The 12,730-nt window shown below is 46.5% G+C and carries 23 protein-coding genes and 1 pseudogene; 8 read left to right on the forward strand and 16 right to left on the reverse strand.

The genetic code is table 11. From position 1 onward, the window contains the following. Nucleotides 1–2: 2 nt before the first annotated feature. The 15 genes and pseudogenes from RS889_RS12910 to RS889_RS12980 form a co-directional block, all read right to left on the reverse strand. Entirely contained in the window at nucleotides 3–917 is a 915-nt protein-coding gene (locus tag RS889_RS12910) for a hypothetical protein (RefSeq protein WP_315707559.1), read from the reverse strand. A 193-nt stretch (nucleotides 918–1,110) separates the two neighbouring features. Further along, complete coding sequence (locus RS889_RS12915; RefSeq protein ID WP_315707560.1) at nucleotides 1,111–1,599, reverse strand: hypothetical protein; 489 nt, start codon at nucleotides 1,597–1,599, stop codon at nucleotides 1,111–1,113. Between the two features lie 39 nt (nucleotides 1,600–1,638). Continuing rightward, entirely contained in the window at nucleotides 1,639–1,941 is a 303-nt protein-coding gene (locus RS889_RS12920) for a DUF1364 domain-containing protein (RefSeq protein ID WP_315707561.1), read from the reverse strand. Next, a complete protein-coding gene (locus tag RS889_RS12925; protein ID WP_315707562.1) occupies nucleotides 1,934–2,398 on the reverse strand; it encodes a hypothetical protein in 465 nt (154 codons plus the stop codon). The genes RS889_RS12920 and RS889_RS12925 overlap by 8 nt, the downstream gene beginning before the upstream one ends. Before the next feature lie 10 nt (nucleotides 2,399–2,408). Next, complete coding sequence (locus tag RS889_RS12930) at nucleotides 2,409–3,056, reverse strand: DUF1367 family protein (RefSeq protein WP_315707563.1); 648 nt, start codon at nucleotides 3,054–3,056, stop codon at nucleotides 2,409–2,411. Continuing rightward, the gene (locus tag RS889_RS12935; protein WP_315707564.1) at nucleotides 3,053–3,718 is read right to left on the reverse strand and encodes a phage N-6-adenine-methyltransferase; all 666 of its coding nucleotides are present in this window, start codon (nucleotides 3,716–3,718) and stop codon (nucleotides 3,053–3,055) included. Before RS889_RS12935 ends, RS889_RS12930 begins: the two co-directional genes overlap by 4 nt. Beyond that, the gene (locus RS889_RS12940; protein ID WP_315707565.1) at nucleotides 3,715–4,536 is read right to left on the reverse strand and encodes a DNA adenine methylase; all 822 of its coding nucleotides are present in this window, start codon (nucleotides 4,534–4,536) and stop codon (nucleotides 3,715–3,717) included. The genes RS889_RS12935 and RS889_RS12940 overlap by 4 nt, the downstream gene beginning before the upstream one ends. Continuing rightward, nucleotides 4,533–4,784, reverse strand: coding sequence for a DNA translocase FtsK (locus tag RS889_RS12945; protein WP_315711045.1), 252 nt, complete (start codon nucleotides 4,782–4,784; stop codon nucleotides 4,533–4,535). The genes RS889_RS12940 and RS889_RS12945 overlap by 4 nt, the downstream gene beginning before the upstream one ends. Then, nucleotides 4,767–5,666: pseudogene (gene rdgC / locus RS889_RS12950) on the reverse strand (recombination-associated protein RdgC); the annotation flags it as partial. The pseudogene rdgC and the gene RS889_RS12945, both read right to left, overlap by 18 nt. A gap of 3 nt (nucleotides 5,667–5,669) precedes the next feature. Beyond that, entirely contained in the window at nucleotides 5,670–6,479 is an 810-nt protein-coding gene (locus RS889_RS12955) for a hypothetical protein (RefSeq protein ID WP_315707566.1), read from the reverse strand. Beyond that, nucleotides 6,466–7,419 (reverse strand): helix-turn-helix domain-containing protein, encoded by a 954-nt coding sequence (locus RS889_RS12960; RefSeq protein ID WP_315707567.1) that lies wholly within the window; start codon nucleotides 7,417–7,419, stop codon nucleotides 6,466–6,468. Before RS889_RS12960 ends, RS889_RS12955 begins: the two co-directional genes overlap by 14 nt. Next, entirely contained in the window at nucleotides 7,416–7,613 is a 198-nt protein-coding gene (locus tag RS889_RS23815) for a DUF4222 domain-containing protein (protein ID WP_315707568.1), read from the reverse strand. The genes RS889_RS12960 and RS889_RS23815 overlap by 4 nt, the downstream gene beginning before the upstream one ends. Next, nucleotides 7,556–7,762, reverse strand: a complete 207-nt coding sequence (locus RS889_RS12970; protein ID WP_315707569.1) for a hypothetical protein — start codon at nucleotides 7,760–7,762, stop codon at nucleotides 7,556–7,558. Before RS889_RS12970 ends, RS889_RS23815 begins: the two co-directional genes overlap by 58 nt. Next, nucleotides 7,759–8,115, reverse strand: coding sequence for a hypothetical protein (locus RS889_RS12975; RefSeq protein WP_315707570.1), 357 nt, complete (start codon nucleotides 8,113–8,115; stop codon nucleotides 7,759–7,761). The genes RS889_RS12970 and RS889_RS12975 overlap by 4 nt, the downstream gene beginning before the upstream one ends. A gap of 16 nt (nucleotides 8,116–8,131) precedes the next feature. Then, entirely contained in the window at nucleotides 8,132–8,401 is a 270-nt protein-coding gene (locus tag RS889_RS12980; protein WP_315707571.1) for a hypothetical protein, read from the reverse strand. Nucleotides 8,402–8,505: 104 nt separating this feature from the next. Between RS889_RS12980 and RS889_RS12985 the strand changes: the two genes are divergently transcribed. The 4 genes from RS889_RS12985 to RS889_RS13000 all read left to right on the forward strand — a co-directional run bounded on the left by RS889_RS12985 (nucleotide 8,506) and on the right by RS889_RS13000 (nucleotide 10,816). Continuing rightward, complete coding sequence (locus RS889_RS12985; RefSeq protein WP_315707572.1) at nucleotides 8,506–9,174, forward strand: LexA family protein; 669 nt, start codon at nucleotides 8,506–8,508, stop codon at nucleotides 9,172–9,174. A gap of 21 nt (nucleotides 9,175–9,195) precedes the next feature. Continuing rightward, nucleotides 9,196–9,915 carry a hypothetical protein gene (locus RS889_RS12990; RefSeq protein ID WP_315707573.1) on the forward strand — a complete coding sequence of 240 codons (720 nt, stop codon included), beginning with the start codon at nucleotides 9,196–9,198 and terminating at the stop codon, nucleotides 9,913–9,915. Nucleotides 9,916–9,922: 7 nt separating this feature from the next. Further along, nucleotides 9,923–10,225, forward strand: a complete 303-nt coding sequence (locus RS889_RS12995) for a hypothetical protein (protein ID WP_315707574.1) — start codon at nucleotides 9,923–9,925, stop codon at nucleotides 10,223–10,225. Nucleotides 10,226–10,498: 273 nt separating this feature from the next. After that, entirely contained in the window at nucleotides 10,499–10,816 is a 318-nt protein-coding gene (locus tag RS889_RS13000; RefSeq protein ID WP_315707575.1) for a hypothetical protein, read from the forward strand. A gap of 150 nt (nucleotides 10,817–10,966) precedes the next feature. On the opposite strand, the gene RS889_RS13005 is transcribed toward RS889_RS13000, so the two are convergent. After that, complete coding sequence (locus RS889_RS13005) at nucleotides 10,967–11,245, reverse strand: hypothetical protein (protein WP_315707576.1); 279 nt, start codon at nucleotides 11,243–11,245, stop codon at nucleotides 10,967–10,969. A 94-nt stretch (nucleotides 11,246–11,339) separates the two neighbouring features. Between RS889_RS13005 and RS889_RS13010 the strand changes: the two genes are divergently transcribed. The 4 genes from RS889_RS13010 (at nucleotide 11,340) to RS889_RS13025 (ending at nucleotide 12,675) form a co-directional block, all read left to right on the forward strand. Then, a complete protein-coding gene (locus RS889_RS13010) occupies nucleotides 11,340–11,600 on the forward strand; it encodes a hypothetical protein (RefSeq protein ID WP_315707577.1) in 261 nt (86 codons plus the stop codon). A 125-nt stretch (nucleotides 11,601–11,725) separates the two neighbouring features. After that, a complete protein-coding gene (locus RS889_RS13015; RefSeq protein WP_315707578.1) occupies nucleotides 11,726–11,980 on the forward strand; it encodes a KTSC domain-containing protein in 255 nt (84 codons plus the stop codon). Between the two features lie 68 nt (nucleotides 11,981–12,048). Continuing rightward, nucleotides 12,049–12,429 carry a hypothetical protein gene (locus RS889_RS13020; RefSeq protein WP_315707579.1) on the forward strand — a complete coding sequence of 127 codons (381 nt, stop codon included), beginning with the start codon at nucleotides 12,049–12,051 and terminating at the stop codon, nucleotides 12,427–12,429. Between the two features lie 99 nt (nucleotides 12,430–12,528). Then, nucleotides 12,529–12,675, forward strand: coding sequence for a hypothetical protein (locus tag RS889_RS13025; protein ID WP_315707580.1), 147 nt, complete (start codon nucleotides 12,529–12,531; stop codon nucleotides 12,673–12,675). Nucleotides 12,676–12,730 lie beyond the last annotated feature (55 nt).

Consider the following 12,730-nt stretch of genomic DNA (forward strand, 5'->3'; position numbering starts at 1 on the left):
GTCTAATCAAAAAGATAATTATATTTTTCTGGTAACAGTGCAAATTCACCCCAGCCAACGTGCCCTACGCAAAGACCAAGCCCATTGACAGTTACAATTCCGTACATTAATAAAATTCGCCCTCGGCTATTATCATCTATACCTTTATCACGAGAGTCTTTATTATTTTGCTTAAAATAAAAATCCTTATATTCACCACTGTTAGCCCAAGAAAGTCTTGTCATTCTTATTGAAGAATCCCATGGTTGACTAAAGCTACTTAGTATCTTTCCATAATAGAGCTTTGGCACATTTACAATGTCTTTGACGATATTTATATCTGTCAACAATCTATCTAATCTTTCTGCGTTTTTTTCATCAGGCAACACATAATACTTATAATAATTTTTATCAAAATTACGACATATACCTGCAACTGTGGTTATTTTTGAGGGTAACTTGAAACTTTCTCCACGGTGACGCCCAATAGGAACGTCACTTTCCTTTCCATCCATGTCTTCAATATGATTTTGATCGTAATCACCGCCCACGCCTTCTGGAAGTTCAGGCCTTTCCTTCATAAATGACTCAACTATTGCAAGTTGATCATTTGCAATTGCCTTTTTAACTTCTTCTTCTGAGTTATATTTTTTACCCTTGGCTGTTTTTGTGCGAAGGTTACAGTGTATATGAGAAAAAGAGGGTAAGTGGGCAAAGCTAGGATTTCTCCCGTCAGTTGCTCTGTCTTTATTTTGAGGTCGTCTTGATAAAGGAGTGGAACATTCTGGGCAAAAAATATGATGACTCATATCTACTGTAAATTCACTGGGTAATACTCTCTTTCCGTGAGTTTTCAGTTCAAGTAGTGAATCAGGATCAAACTTCCAATTAGGGTGGTAGAAAGCAAATTTAATTCTGAAGGTACTCTCATCTTCCATTTTGCACCTCACAAATAAAGTTTTTCTCTTCTATATCCCAATAAATCATAACTTACAATTAGTTAGATCATAATTTTCAGAAATTACAAATATCTAATAAAAGGTATGTAAAAGAGTTTTCTTCCTCTCCTGCTCACCAGTCATGTGACACTTGCCCATCAATCACATCATGACAAAACGAGCGGGATACAACTCACTCCTCCCAAACTCGAAGGTTTCCACTTCTCCATAGTTCACCATCCCAGGAAATAACATCACTGAGTTCTTTACACATAGGATGTTGCCTCAATCTTGGCGAACCATCTTTTTTAAACCATTTACTAACCAATGTTATAGGATTAGGTGGGTAAGACCTTCTCTTTTCGTTAAGTTCTGGTTGCCAGAAATAAATGATTATGGCCTCCGCAATCTCAAGAAAATGTCTTGATGCCTCAACAGGGTAAACGATAGAACCTAGCCAGAACTCCTGTTCCTTTGTCACTTCAAACACTTTATGGTGAGATTTAAACCTTCTTAAATAGCTACCTTCTGTAATTCCACAATACTGAATTGTCGCCTCCCTTTCATATTTTCTTTTCCCTGTTGCAAGATAAAGACCATTATCCCACTCAGGATTATTCTCTATGTCTGAATAAATATATGGTCCGCGCCAATCAATAACTACCGTAGTGTGTGCTGCCATCTTCCCTTTTTCCTTAAATACTTAGGCTTCTAATTTATATCAATAAGCCTGTGACCCATTTTTTATTGTTAAATACAGCGCCTGAAGCAACGCCTCTTCCTTCTCTCCCGGTCGCCAGTCATACGGTACTCGTCCATCAATAACATCATGACAAGACGAACAGCCGTATACAGCCCAGAAGTCATCGCCTTTATATCCCATACCGTGTGTAGGGCTGGGTAAATGGCACAATACCGTCGTTTCCGGATTGCTATTGCAGATGCCTGGGATCTGAAGCGTGCAAACCTGCCCACGGGCAGACTCACGTAACATTTTTGAACGGTATGCAGGTGACTTAAACATTCTTTTCCCTCATCAACTTAATATCACCTACCCGCTTCAGTACAAATTGCAGTTCCTGGTTCGCCGAATGAATCTGCCCATTAATCTCGCTGAGCCGGTTCTGCGCATTTCGCACACGGCCTTTACAGTTCGCTTCCTCGCGTTTCAGCTTTTCCAATCCTTCACGATGCGATTTAATTTCCAGCCTTAGCGAACGCAGTTCCCATTCAACCTTTGTTTCTTGCTTTGCCAGAGCCAGCATGTGATCAAACGGCTCCAGTATTGCGCCGCATAGACGGCACATCACCTGACGCTCATGCTCGGAAACCATAACCTGTTCATGTCGACAGGTTCGTCTTTCGGGCTTCGGCGCTTCAACGAAATTACGCATTTCTTTGATATCGGCATTACTATCAAAGTGTTTAGTGAATTGGAGCACATTATTGCTGTCGTCAGGAAAATCCGTATTGTCGCTCATTGGTCAGTCCTCAAAAATTCATCAACTGATTAACTGCGTTTTCCATTTCGTATTCATCAGAAAAATATTGGCTCAATGTCTCGTTCCAGATCACGCCAAATACGCCGTGATAAACCTTGTCGAACTTCTCCTGGCCCATGTTGACAAACGCAATGCTCCAGCGCTGTTTTAGTGTGCCGCCATCTGGGTTAGGTGCCAGATCGTAAAATCCGGCTTTAATCATGACGTGGTTTAAATAGGCATCCTTGGTCTTAACAGCTTCAGCATCAAACCGACGTCGGCGCTCATCTGCAACTTCGTCCAACGTTTCGGCAGCAATTCCTTTTGTGATGTTGTTGTAAAGCGATAGATCGTCGGCCATTAGCGCAAACTTCTTGGCAACCCGGTGCGCAATCCATGATTCTGATCTACTGACAAACGACCACGCCGGTTCCCAATACGCAAAGCCCAGCTCGAGCAATTTCCAGAATTTGCGGTGATGTTTGATATTGCGCCGGTCGCCAACTGGCGTAAGAGAGATTGGAGTGCCGATTGGCACCCCTTTCATTACTTCACGATCATGGTCGGTGCAGTATTTGATGGCGCCACCAGGTAGCAGCACACCTAATGCTTCGGTTTTATGCTTCTTCGTGGATTTTGTGCGCGTTGTAGTTGTCATGCGGCAACCTCCCCTGACAAGCGCCCTGCCTCCCTGCGAATCTGCACCAGAAACGCTTCCCCGTTCGACATCAGTTTCTCACGCTGAATGTAGCTAATCGCCGGGCCGTTCCATGTCTTATCAAAAACGGCGATTGCTGCGCCAAACCCTGCACTGCTGGCAACCTGAGAGGCATCTTTGGGTTTGAACCAGGTAGGAACCTCAAATCCTATACGACCACGAATGAATGCGACGTGATCAGCATGTTCCGGCCACCAGACTTCGGACGTTGCCGACTTGATGAGGAATACATACCGCCCGCCCCGCTCCCGCATTTCTGCGGCATGGGCCATGATGTGACGCATACCGGTGATGTATTCACCCTCATGCATTTTTGCCGTGCTGTAGGGTGGATTGGCAAATGCTGCGCCATTGAGTTCACTCAGCCGCACTGACCAATCCTGCGCCAGAGCGTTGGAGTCTGCGGTGTAGAAATCAGGACATTTGCTGTTTTCACCGTCCGTGAACAGATCCAGCACCAACGGCCCGAACATCGCATTGATACCCCAAAAAAGGGCGTCTGGCGTGCGCCACTGGTCACCGATATCTTTAAGTTTGTGGTCATTTCCCTGCTTTTGAGCGGACAACACCTGAGCATATTCACTATCGGAGAAGTTAGTCATACAGCACACTCCTTCGCTTCACATGACGGGCTGAACCACAGGCATTCCATGCGTAATGTCGTACCACGACCACCGCTTATACGCGCCTTTTTAGTCTGCTTTTTCCAACCTTTCAGATAATCGTTATAGAATTCGCTGTCGTAGCCGCTGATCATCACCATGCCTTGCAACGTATTAGCAACGGCTAATAGTTGCTCATGCCCTTCTATATTCATTTCATGGCGATAGGTGCCGCCACGCCATGATCTAACCTCTGGCAGATATGGCGGATCGATGTAATGCAAAGTTGTAGGCACGTCATGAGCGCGCATTATCTCCAACGCGTCCTTATTCTCTATAATCACGCCCTGCAGGCGCTGACAAAGAGCGGCCAAATTATCTGGGTAACGGGCCCATAAATCAGCGGCAGTGGCATATTTCCGCTTGGTATCTCCACGGAATCCCGTTCTAGCAGCAGCGCCACCGCTCCCAAACCCCATGGTCGCCCTTATCACCATCCGACGAGCACGCTCTACCGGTTCGTCGCAATACTCGTATGCTTTTGTAAATTCCTCACGGGAATACGGTGTCAGCAAACAGGCATCCCGCAGTTGACGGTTAAGATCCAGATCGCGCAGTACACGGAAAAAATTCACAACATCGCTATCAAGATCGTTGTACACCTCTGCATAGCTACGCGGCTTTTGTAGGAGTACACCAGCCGCACCGCCGAACGGTTCTACATAACACGTATGCACTGGCATCAGTTCAATAATCCATGGCGCCAGGCGGAATTTGGCACCGTGATAACGGATAGCGGGGTGTTTGATAGCGGTCATACTGCAACCTCCGCAGCCAACACCTTACGAATACCGTTATGTGCAGGTGCCGCGATCACGCCTTTGTTCTCCAGAACTTCAATCAACCTGGCCGCACGGTTGTAACCAATCCGAAAGTGGCGTTGTAGCTGGGAAATGGACGCCTCAGTTTTGCCGGAAAGGAAAGTGGCCGCATCGTTTAACAGCGGATCGTTGTCCAGCGTATCACCATCAGGTTCTGCCTGTACTTTGCGGGTTTCTCCGCCCAGAGCATCAACCAGCGCACTGATCAATGCCGCAAACTCTCCTGTCAGCACTACAAAATCAGCATCAAAACGCAGGGCGTAATCATCGTGGTCGATATCATCATTCTGCTCGAACAGCGCATCACTGAATTTCAACTTTTTCAGACTACCGTCGTCACTCAGAACAAAAGAGATCCGCTCCTGCCAGTCCAGCGACAGTTTGGTCACCAGCTTGCCCGCACGGATATGGTTGGTAATTTCGTCACTGGTCAGATCCTGATGCTTACTGCGCAGGATGCCGTCCTCTTCCAGCACCGCTTTCAGCTCTGCTTCGTCCTGTAATGCGAAATCAGCCGGCGCATTGCCGGAACGCACCCACTCGGTTAACGTCAGTTCAATCGGGGTTTCCAACGTCAGCGGCACAACCGGCAGCGAACCGAGAGTTTTACGCAGTAAGGCCAGTGCGTCTTCCGCTTTCTTGGCGCTGGCCGCATCAACAATGATCAACCCGGCCCCTGCGTTAACCCAAAGCTGGGTGATATGGTATTTACTGAACGCACGCGGTAGCAGCGTCTGGATCACCTCGTCTTTCAGCGCATCTTTCTCGGTTTTCTTCAGCTTGCGGCGTTGTTCGGCTTCCAGCTTTTCCACTTTCGTCGCCAGCTCGCGTTTAACGACTGGCGCAGGCAGGATTTTCTCTTCACGCTGTAACGTGAGAAGAATTTGCCCGGTAACGTGGCGAGATAATGCCTCACCCTCACCCATCGGCGAGATCCAGCCGGTTTTCGCGCTATCGTGGCGCCCACATGGCGTGAACACAAACGCTGCCAGTTGCTGTTCCAGATCGTCCAGATTCAAAGGGCGAGACAGGCGATAGATCAGTGCATTTTTGAAATTAATACTCATTGGTCAGTCCTTAAATTGGTTTTCATCCGCCGTACTGTGGTCAATAGCCTGGCGTAGTTCAGTGTGATACCGTGTTTCTAATGCCTTGTTGAGTTGCGCTTTTCGTTCCTCCCATTCCTGTTGCCTTTGTGCTTCCCGGTGTGTTTTCCGATCTAGCAAATACCCGGAAAACGCCTGTATTTTTTCCAGCATCTGTTCTCGCTTGTCCGGCTTTATCTTTGGCGGAGAAAGTCTGTCGGGAGGCGACAAATACTTATCCGCGACTGGTGCGGGCAGCAGCCCGGTATTAACCGCGTTCTGAACTGCGCCGGACACAGCCCCTTTGTTCCAGCCTTCAGAAACTTTCCATTCAGGTAGTGCTCCCAACGCCTGAGCCGCCGCTATCAGCCGGTCATAAGCAGCGATGAACGCCATCCGTGCGCCGACATGATCGCCATCAGTAAAAATCGGGCTGGCGATACTCCATGCCTGTGCAATCTCAGCGGTCCAGACAACCGTGTTGGCTTCATCCTGTGCCGGGAGTGCAATGGCCCATGCCTCATTGGCGCTGATCCACGATGGGCGGCCCATGATGCCCTGAATGTTACGGATGATATCGGCAGGTTTGGGGGCAAATCTCCCTTGCTCCGGATCAGTAATCCACTGGCTTAATGCCCGGCGAATCAGGGAAATATCGAATGATCCAACCGCGTTCCAGTACAAGCGGATCACCGGTTTGGATGAGTCTTTGCCATACACCGAAAGCGTCGCTTTCATCAGTTCGGCGAATTCCCGCATCATCGCCAGTTCGGTGGATTCATCAGTGGTTACCATCTGAATTCCTCCGATTGGCCAGTGCCTGAGCCTCTTCCTCCAGCCATTCATCGAAAACCTGCGTGTTTCTGGCTTCCAACGCTTCCTGACGGTTGAGCGGTACCGAATTTCGATTAGGCGAGTTTCGATTCTCCAGCCATTCGAATTTAAGCCCCTGCCACCCCGCCGCCATCGCTTCACCCAATGCCTGATCGACTGCCCATCCCGCATGAACGGCTGCCTTCGTCAGTTCCTGACCAAGGATATTCACCACGGTTTGCGTAATCGGCGCTCGTTTGGCTCTTCGGTGTTTTACGTAATCACGCCAGACCTGATCACTGGGCATTGCCGGGAATGACGAGAAATCAAAATCATCCAGAGGTGATTTCAGCGCGGTTTTACGCACGGACGTAATTTGTGGATCCTGTTTTGAATTTACTTGTGGATCATGTTTTGAATTTACTTGTGGATCATGTTTTGAATTTACTTGTGGATCGCCTCCAGATTCTGGAGGGTGAAAACGGTCTGAACCTCCAGATTCTGGTGGGTGAAAACAACTTGAACCTCCAGATTTCAGAGGGTCAGATTTTGAACCGTCAGATTCTGGAGGGTGAGAAATTGACATCCGTTTAGCTAGTCTGGCGGCTTTCACCTTGGCAATTTCTTGCAACGCGATTTCTTCCAGTCGTTCGGCATTCAGGTAATACAAATTTGAAGTGTTGCGATTACCTTTACGACGTCCTTCACGGTATAACCACCCAGCCTCCTCCAGCTCTGACATAGCGCCACGGATGGTGCTTTCGCCTGCGCCAAGTTGTCTGGCTATTGTTTCTACGCTTGGGTAACTTATGCCTTCATCGTTTGAATAATCCGCCAGTCGCGCCATTATCATGAGCTTTGTTCCCTTAATGCCGGAGACGGCACACGCTTCCCATACGTGGCCGAGTAACTTACTGCTCATTTGACCTCCGTATAATATTTTTTAAATTTCCACAGCGGTTGGCTGCATGGATGCTCATACCCGGTACGCATAAAAATGATCTGCTTGTTAGCCAGTGACATGAACCACCACGCCGCGCTGATCCCGAAAATACCGGTCAATGGTTTTGACTTCTTCTGACATTGCCGTCCCTCTTTTGGATTTTCAAAGAGCATTGCTGGCGGGAATAAAACACTCGAGTTATACCGGACAAAGCCCCTGAGATTGCCAAACTCCGGGTTTTATCCCCGGTAATATCCAGCTGTTCACCAACAATGCTGGCTATCAGATCAATAGACTCTGTAGTGCTCATTTTCTGTTTCATCGCGGTGTTCCTCCCAGTAATGGCAACAGCCAATCAGGAATGGGTAACCCAGCCGCATTTAGCTCAGATTGAACGTGCGCCAGCATTTCCGGGGACTCTTCAAACATCGCCAGAAAGCCGCGGATCGCAGCGGTGTTGGTTTCAACGGCGGGATTGGATGACATGGCTTCGGCAACACTTTTGATGGTTGTTGCTTCACTTTCGGTCCAGCGAGTTTTGATCTGGTTCTCTCGCAAAATATGGAACGGCAAACCAACCTTGCCGACTTTCTTGCGGGAAAGTAGATCTTTGCGAACGCTAGAACCGATCGCAGCCCCTGCCGTTGGCCCGGCAAGTTGATGTATGGTGGTCATTGGTCAGTCCTTAGTTTTACTGTTTTTCTGGTTTGGTCAGAACCAGGTTTAGGTTTTCGGGGTTACGCCCGTAGTCGGCAGGGTTGTAAATATATGGAATGTCTGTAGATATATGGCAGAGTAAGGCGACCTTTTCTGGTAACCCTCTCTTCCGATAGGTTTTTATTGCTTCATAAGAACATTCAAGGGCGGCTGCCGCCTGATAAGGACTATTAAAATGCCTGATTACTTTCTCAGCGGCATCTATACGTTCCTTAAGCCGAGTCGCCTTAACACTGTTTTCCATGGTCTTTTCACTCATTGAAAAGGTATAACTATACCGATATTGCAAATATATACCGAAATTATACCGGTAGCAAAGTTTATTGAAGTTGAGTTACTTTTATACCTATGAATAAATATGAAACTCTTGGTGAGCGCTTGCTAGCGCGACGTGAAGAACTCGGCATGACTCAAGAAACACTTGCAGACAAGGCGGGGATAACACGAATGGCTATAAGCAAAATCGAGCTTGGTGCTACACAAAAGCCCCGAGCTGATAATCTTTTTTCACTCGCTAAGGCTTTAAAAGTGAACCCAAACTGGCTTGTTTCCGGTAAGGGTGATAAGGAACTGGTGGTTTCTGATCTTGTGATAGATAACGCAACACCAGTAGAAGTTTTGACAAGGGAAGTTCCATTGATTAGTTGGATACAAGCAGGTTCATTTACGGAAGTAACCCTTCTCCCAAGAGAAGATTATTTATACTACCCTTGCCCAGTGAAGTGCAGTGAAAATTCATTTGCTCTGAAAATTGAAGGCGAATCAATGTTACCGAGATTTGAGCCAGGAGACATTATTTATGTTGACCCTGAGTTAATTGATCCACCAAGCGGAAAATATGTGATTGCTCGACTTAATGGCAACTTTGAAGCCACCTTCAAGCAGTTGCAGGTAATGGATGGGAAGCATTACCTTAAAGCTTTGAATCCTGATTATCCCCCTGAAGCAAGATTTTTAAAAGTTAATGGTGAATGTGAATTAATAGGAACAGTTATTTGTCATGTAAAACCAGTTTGAAATGACTAAAAGGATTTGGTTATGGACAAGAATAAAATAATAACCCCATATATAAATTTGTTGACTCACACTGTTTTGATTTCATTCATAGCCATGATGGCCGGTGAAGCGTTAAAAGGAACAATATCATTAAATATTTTGATTGCTAAATTTATACCGTATCTTTCCGTGGGGTTGGTTGGTCTTGTATTATCAGTCTTTATATCGAGAAAAAATAAAGAACAAGGAAATTCTATCATTCGGCTATGGATTATAGTCATAATAACAACATCTCTACTTACATACTCAGAACAACATAAGGCCGTTACGAAAAGAACCCCAGAGATCCGGGGACAAGCTGTTGTTAGTAACAATAAGACCACTGTTAGCAATGAAGAAACTGAGTTAGCGAAAAAATATTATTCTGAAATGATGTCAATGCCAGAATGGAATGGTTACAAGAAGATTGATATTCTTGATCGGTCTATCTCGGCAGCTAAGATAAAGATGAAGCGCGATACCATGAGAGAATCAGATTGGTATCTATACACATACATAACCGAATATCTTGGAAAATCATCAAAGGTAAAAATAGACAGTAGTGAAGTATTATCACAAATACGGCATTACCCATTACAATACTTATTACCTTTTAATCAAGATATATCGCAATCACTTTTTCAGAAAGAACCCAAAAAGGAAACTATGGAGCTTGCCATGAAAATAATGATTGACTCGGTCATAAATTCAGTACCGGAATAATTAGATCATGAAAAAAGGCGACATCAAAACAGAAAACATTAAAAAAGTAAGCATCGCTTATTACATTGTGATTTTATTTATAATATATGATAAAGAACCTGATGCTAGTCTATTTAGGCTTGTTGTTAATGCTGGATTCATGTTTTTCTGGTCAATATTTGTAGGTGGAGTCATTGCTATCATAGCATTTCCGATAGGGGGGATGTTCATCAGTGTAAGTAAAAAAACAAGCGACTTCATCATTAATCACTCGTTTTCCATCGTTATTCTTTTAGGATTTATCGCCATTCTGTTATCTCTTTACAACTAAACACTCCTCCAGCCTTAGATCTCAATTCAAAAAAATTTTTCCAGTAAATCAACAACAAACAAAAAATACCGAAACTTTACCGAAAATAACATTGAAAAAATACCGGTATAGTTATACCTTTAATCCATCCCAGACGGGAACGCTCTTTAACAGTCAGGTTAAGTTACACATACCAACGGTCTGCATGTACCGGTGTGACGGCTACGGCTAATCATGCTTATCACCAGTGCGTCTTTACGAGGATGCAGCGGTGACGAATCAGGAGATATACGGATGAAACGAATCGCGGTGATCTACGCAGAAAACGATGTGATTGGTGACAGGATGTTCACGCCTCTACTGGCGCAAACACTCCATCGCTATGCAGACATGATCCAAAATCAGGAAGCGGGACATACCTCTCCAGAAATTTATGAAGATCCTAACGGCACTCACCTGACCATTTTGGGCGGAGCCTGGGAAGGCGGGTTTCTACCGTCACCACTGCCACCGGAATTTAGGTTCAAACATGAAGAGCAGCAAAATGAGGAGCGGCGCGGCACAAATGGCAAGTTAAAAAAAAACTTCGGGCGTCGTGGAAAATCAAAGTAAACGGCGTTGGCAAATGGGACACACGTAGCCGCCGACGTTACGAAAGAGATATGGTGATATTTCACTCGTCTTCTGGCAAATCAACGCCAGAGCAAATCAAGAGGCATAAAAAACGAGCAATGAAATAGTCCAGCCCGCTGTGTTTGGTGATCATTTGAGCAAGTTGGTTTTGTCTATCACTTTGCTATCAAGGGCATTTTGATCATCAACTGATATATCCATAGCCTCGTGACCTTCCATTGCGCCTGCCCTTTCCGCAAGCGCTGCACGGATACTCGGAATACCAGCTAATAAGCGCTCAGCATGTAGGCTGATCTGAATAGTTTTGCACTTGTAGCACGAATACTGTTTGACGTTTTGGTGGTCAGCAAAGTTGTACTTGGTAGCAATCCCGCACAGCGGGCACTGACCGTTAAAAGAACCTTCCATATCAAAATCCTTACTTGTTGTGGTGACAGCAAGGATAGCACGGCCGGGCGTGGGTAAATAATCCCGGCACGAACCGAACGATAAGGACTGATCAATGACCAAATCACACCAGAAACGCCGTACTGCCATGACCAGGCAGAACAGGGAAAAGATCCAGCGCATCGCCAGGCGTAAAAGCGACCGTGTGGGTAAAGCCCTCCTGACCACCGTGCGCTGTAAACCGATGCCAGACTTGCCGCCGATCCGCAAAACCGGCAAGAAGCAGGAACCCGACAGCGACCATTACGCCGGTTTTACAGCAGTAGGACGGCAAAAATTGCGGGGTAGCAGCACCATTCCCCGTGGCATTTACTGATAACCCTCAAGCTCACTTCTGTGGGCTTTTTTTTCGCCTGAAAAGCGAATTTTACGCCTCACCAGGGCATACCCACTGGCCACCTTCGGGTGGCCTTTTTTATACCCAAAACCAAGGACCGACCAATGACCATCACGATGACCCCCGTCTCATCATCCCAGATCCACAGCATCGGCCACGACCCGGCGACCAATACGCTGGCGATCCGCTTTAACGGTCGCAATAACGTACCCGGTACCCTCTACCACTACAGCAACGTTAGTGCTGATACTTTTGCGGCATTTTCCGGCGCGAAATCTGTCGGCTCCCATTTCTATCAACACATCAAGCCCCACACCGATCGCTTCCCGTATCAGCGCATTGATGAAAAACAGTCTTAAACAGTGGTTTTATGCCATGCGTCCGCAAGCCGGGCGCATTTGTAAACCCATTCACAGAGAGATAACGCATGAGTGAATTCAACTATCAACGGATGTTAGAAGAACGACTGGAAGCCTATGAGCGTGTTTTAGCTGCCAGCCCAGACGAGCAAGCGCAGTTGGAGAAACGTATAGCATTCAAGCGCCGCTTCCACCGCATGAGTACGAGGTTAAAAACTATCGTTAAAAATTGTTCATCAGCAGGCAGTGATCACCTACCAGCATCGGCGATAGCCGAATCCCTCGCGATGGATAGTTATCTTGATGACGTTCAGGAAGAGATTTTCATGCGGGTGGCAAAGGCCGAACGTGCCATGGAGCTGGATGCTGCGGCAATGCTGAGTTGCGCAGCCCATTCGACTAGCACAGAAAGAGAAAAGCCCCAGCCGAAGCTGGGGCTATCCCGATAATGCGGCGACCAAACCGCAAAATCTTAAGGACTGACCAATGACCACGAAGGTCATTAGCAGCTGATCGGGGGACCAACCCCGATCGCTATGGAGAATACCATGCAAACCGACTCAATTAAACGCATCCAACATCATTACCGTCTTGGCAGCCACAATATTCACCACCATCCACAGCAAGAACACGGTCTGATATTCGTTATCGCCATCGTGGTCGCTGCATTTTCCACTCTGGCATTATTTTCTTAATCGTCCGGCTGCGAGGCTCAACGCCTCAGTCGTCCGTATCAGCGAATAAGCCACG

Source organism: Brenneria uluponensis (assembly GCF_032395385.1).
Classification (GTDB): Bacteria; Pseudomonadota; Gammaproteobacteria; order Enterobacterales; family Enterobacteriaceae; genus Prodigiosinella; species Prodigiosinella aquatilis.

Excerpts from the sequence above, each read along its gene's own strand:
- RS889_RS12910 (WP_315707559.1), bottom strand. The coding sequence starts at position 917 with ATGGAAGATGAGAGTACCTTCAGAATTAAATTTGCTTTCTACCACCCT.
- RS889_RS12915 (WP_315707560.1), bottom strand. The coding sequence starts at position 1,599 with ATGGCAGCACACACTACGGTAGTTATTGATTGGCGCGGACCATATATT.
- RS889_RS12920 (WP_315707561.1), bottom strand. The coding sequence starts at position 1,941 with ATGTTTAAGTCACCTGCATACCGTTCAAAAATGTTACGTGAGTCTGCC.
- RS889_RS12925 (WP_315707562.1), bottom strand. The coding sequence starts at position 2,398 with ATGAGCGACAATACGGATTTTCCTGACGACAGCAATAATGTGCTCCAA.
- RS889_RS12930 (WP_315707563.1), bottom strand. The coding sequence starts at position 3,056 with ATGACAACTACAACGCGCACAAAATCCACGAAGAAGCATAAAACCGAA.
- RS889_RS12935 (WP_315707564.1), bottom strand. The coding sequence starts at position 3,718 with ATGACTAACTTCTCCGATAGTGAATATGCTCAGGTGTTGTCCGCTCAA.
- RS889_RS12940 (WP_315707565.1), bottom strand. The coding sequence starts at position 4,536 with ATGACCGCTATCAAACACCCCGCTATCCGTTATCACGGTGCCAAATTC.
- RS889_RS12955 (WP_315707566.1), bottom strand. The coding sequence starts at position 6,479 with ATGGTAACCACTGATGAATCCACCGAACTGGCGATGATGCGGGAATTC.
- RS889_RS12960 (WP_315707567.1), bottom strand. The coding sequence starts at position 7,419 with ATGAGCAGTAAGTTACTCGGCCACGTATGGGAAGCGTGTGCCGTCTCC.
- RS889_RS23815 (WP_315707568.1), bottom strand. The coding sequence starts at position 7,613 with ATGCTCTTTGAAAATCCAAAAGAGGGACGGCAATGTCAGAAGAAGTCA.
- RS889_RS12970 (WP_315707569.1), bottom strand. The coding sequence starts at position 7,762 with ATGAAACAGAAAATGAGCACTACAGAGTCTATTGATCTGATAGCCAGC.
- RS889_RS12975 (WP_315707570.1), bottom strand. The coding sequence starts at position 8,115 with ATGACCACCATACATCAACTTGCCGGGCCAACGGCAGGGGCTGCGATC.
- RS889_RS12980 (WP_315707571.1), bottom strand. The coding sequence starts at position 8,401 with ATGGAAAACAGTGTTAAGGCGACTCGGCTTAAGGAACGTATAGATGCC.
- RS889_RS12985 (WP_315707572.1), top strand. The coding sequence starts at position 8,506 with ATGAATAAATATGAAACTCTTGGTGAGCGCTTGCTAGCGCGACGTGAA.
- RS889_RS12990 (WP_315707573.1), top strand. The coding sequence starts at position 9,196 with ATGGACAAGAATAAAATAATAACCCCATATATAAATTTGTTGACTCAC.
- RS889_RS12995 (WP_315707574.1), top strand. The coding sequence starts at position 9,923 with ATGAAAAAAGGCGACATCAAAACAGAAAACATTAAAAAAGTAAGCATC.
- RS889_RS13000 (WP_315707575.1), top strand. The coding sequence starts at position 10,499 with ATGAAACGAATCGCGGTGATCTACGCAGAAAACGATGTGATTGGTGAC.
- RS889_RS13005 (WP_315707576.1), bottom strand. The coding sequence starts at position 11,245 with ATGGAAGGTTCTTTTAACGGTCAGTGCCCGCTGTGCGGGATTGCTACC.
- RS889_RS13010 (WP_315707577.1), top strand. The coding sequence starts at position 11,340 with ATGACCAAATCACACCAGAAACGCCGTACTGCCATGACCAGGCAGAAC.
- RS889_RS13015 (WP_315707578.1), top strand. The coding sequence starts at position 11,726 with ATGACCATCACGATGACCCCCGTCTCATCATCCCAGATCCACAGCATC.
- RS889_RS13020 (WP_315707579.1), top strand. The coding sequence starts at position 12,049 with ATGAGTGAATTCAACTATCAACGGATGTTAGAAGAACGACTGGAAGCC.
- RS889_RS13025 (WP_315707580.1), top strand. The coding sequence starts at position 12,529 with ATGCAAACCGACTCAATTAAACGCATCCAACATCATTACCGTCTTGGC.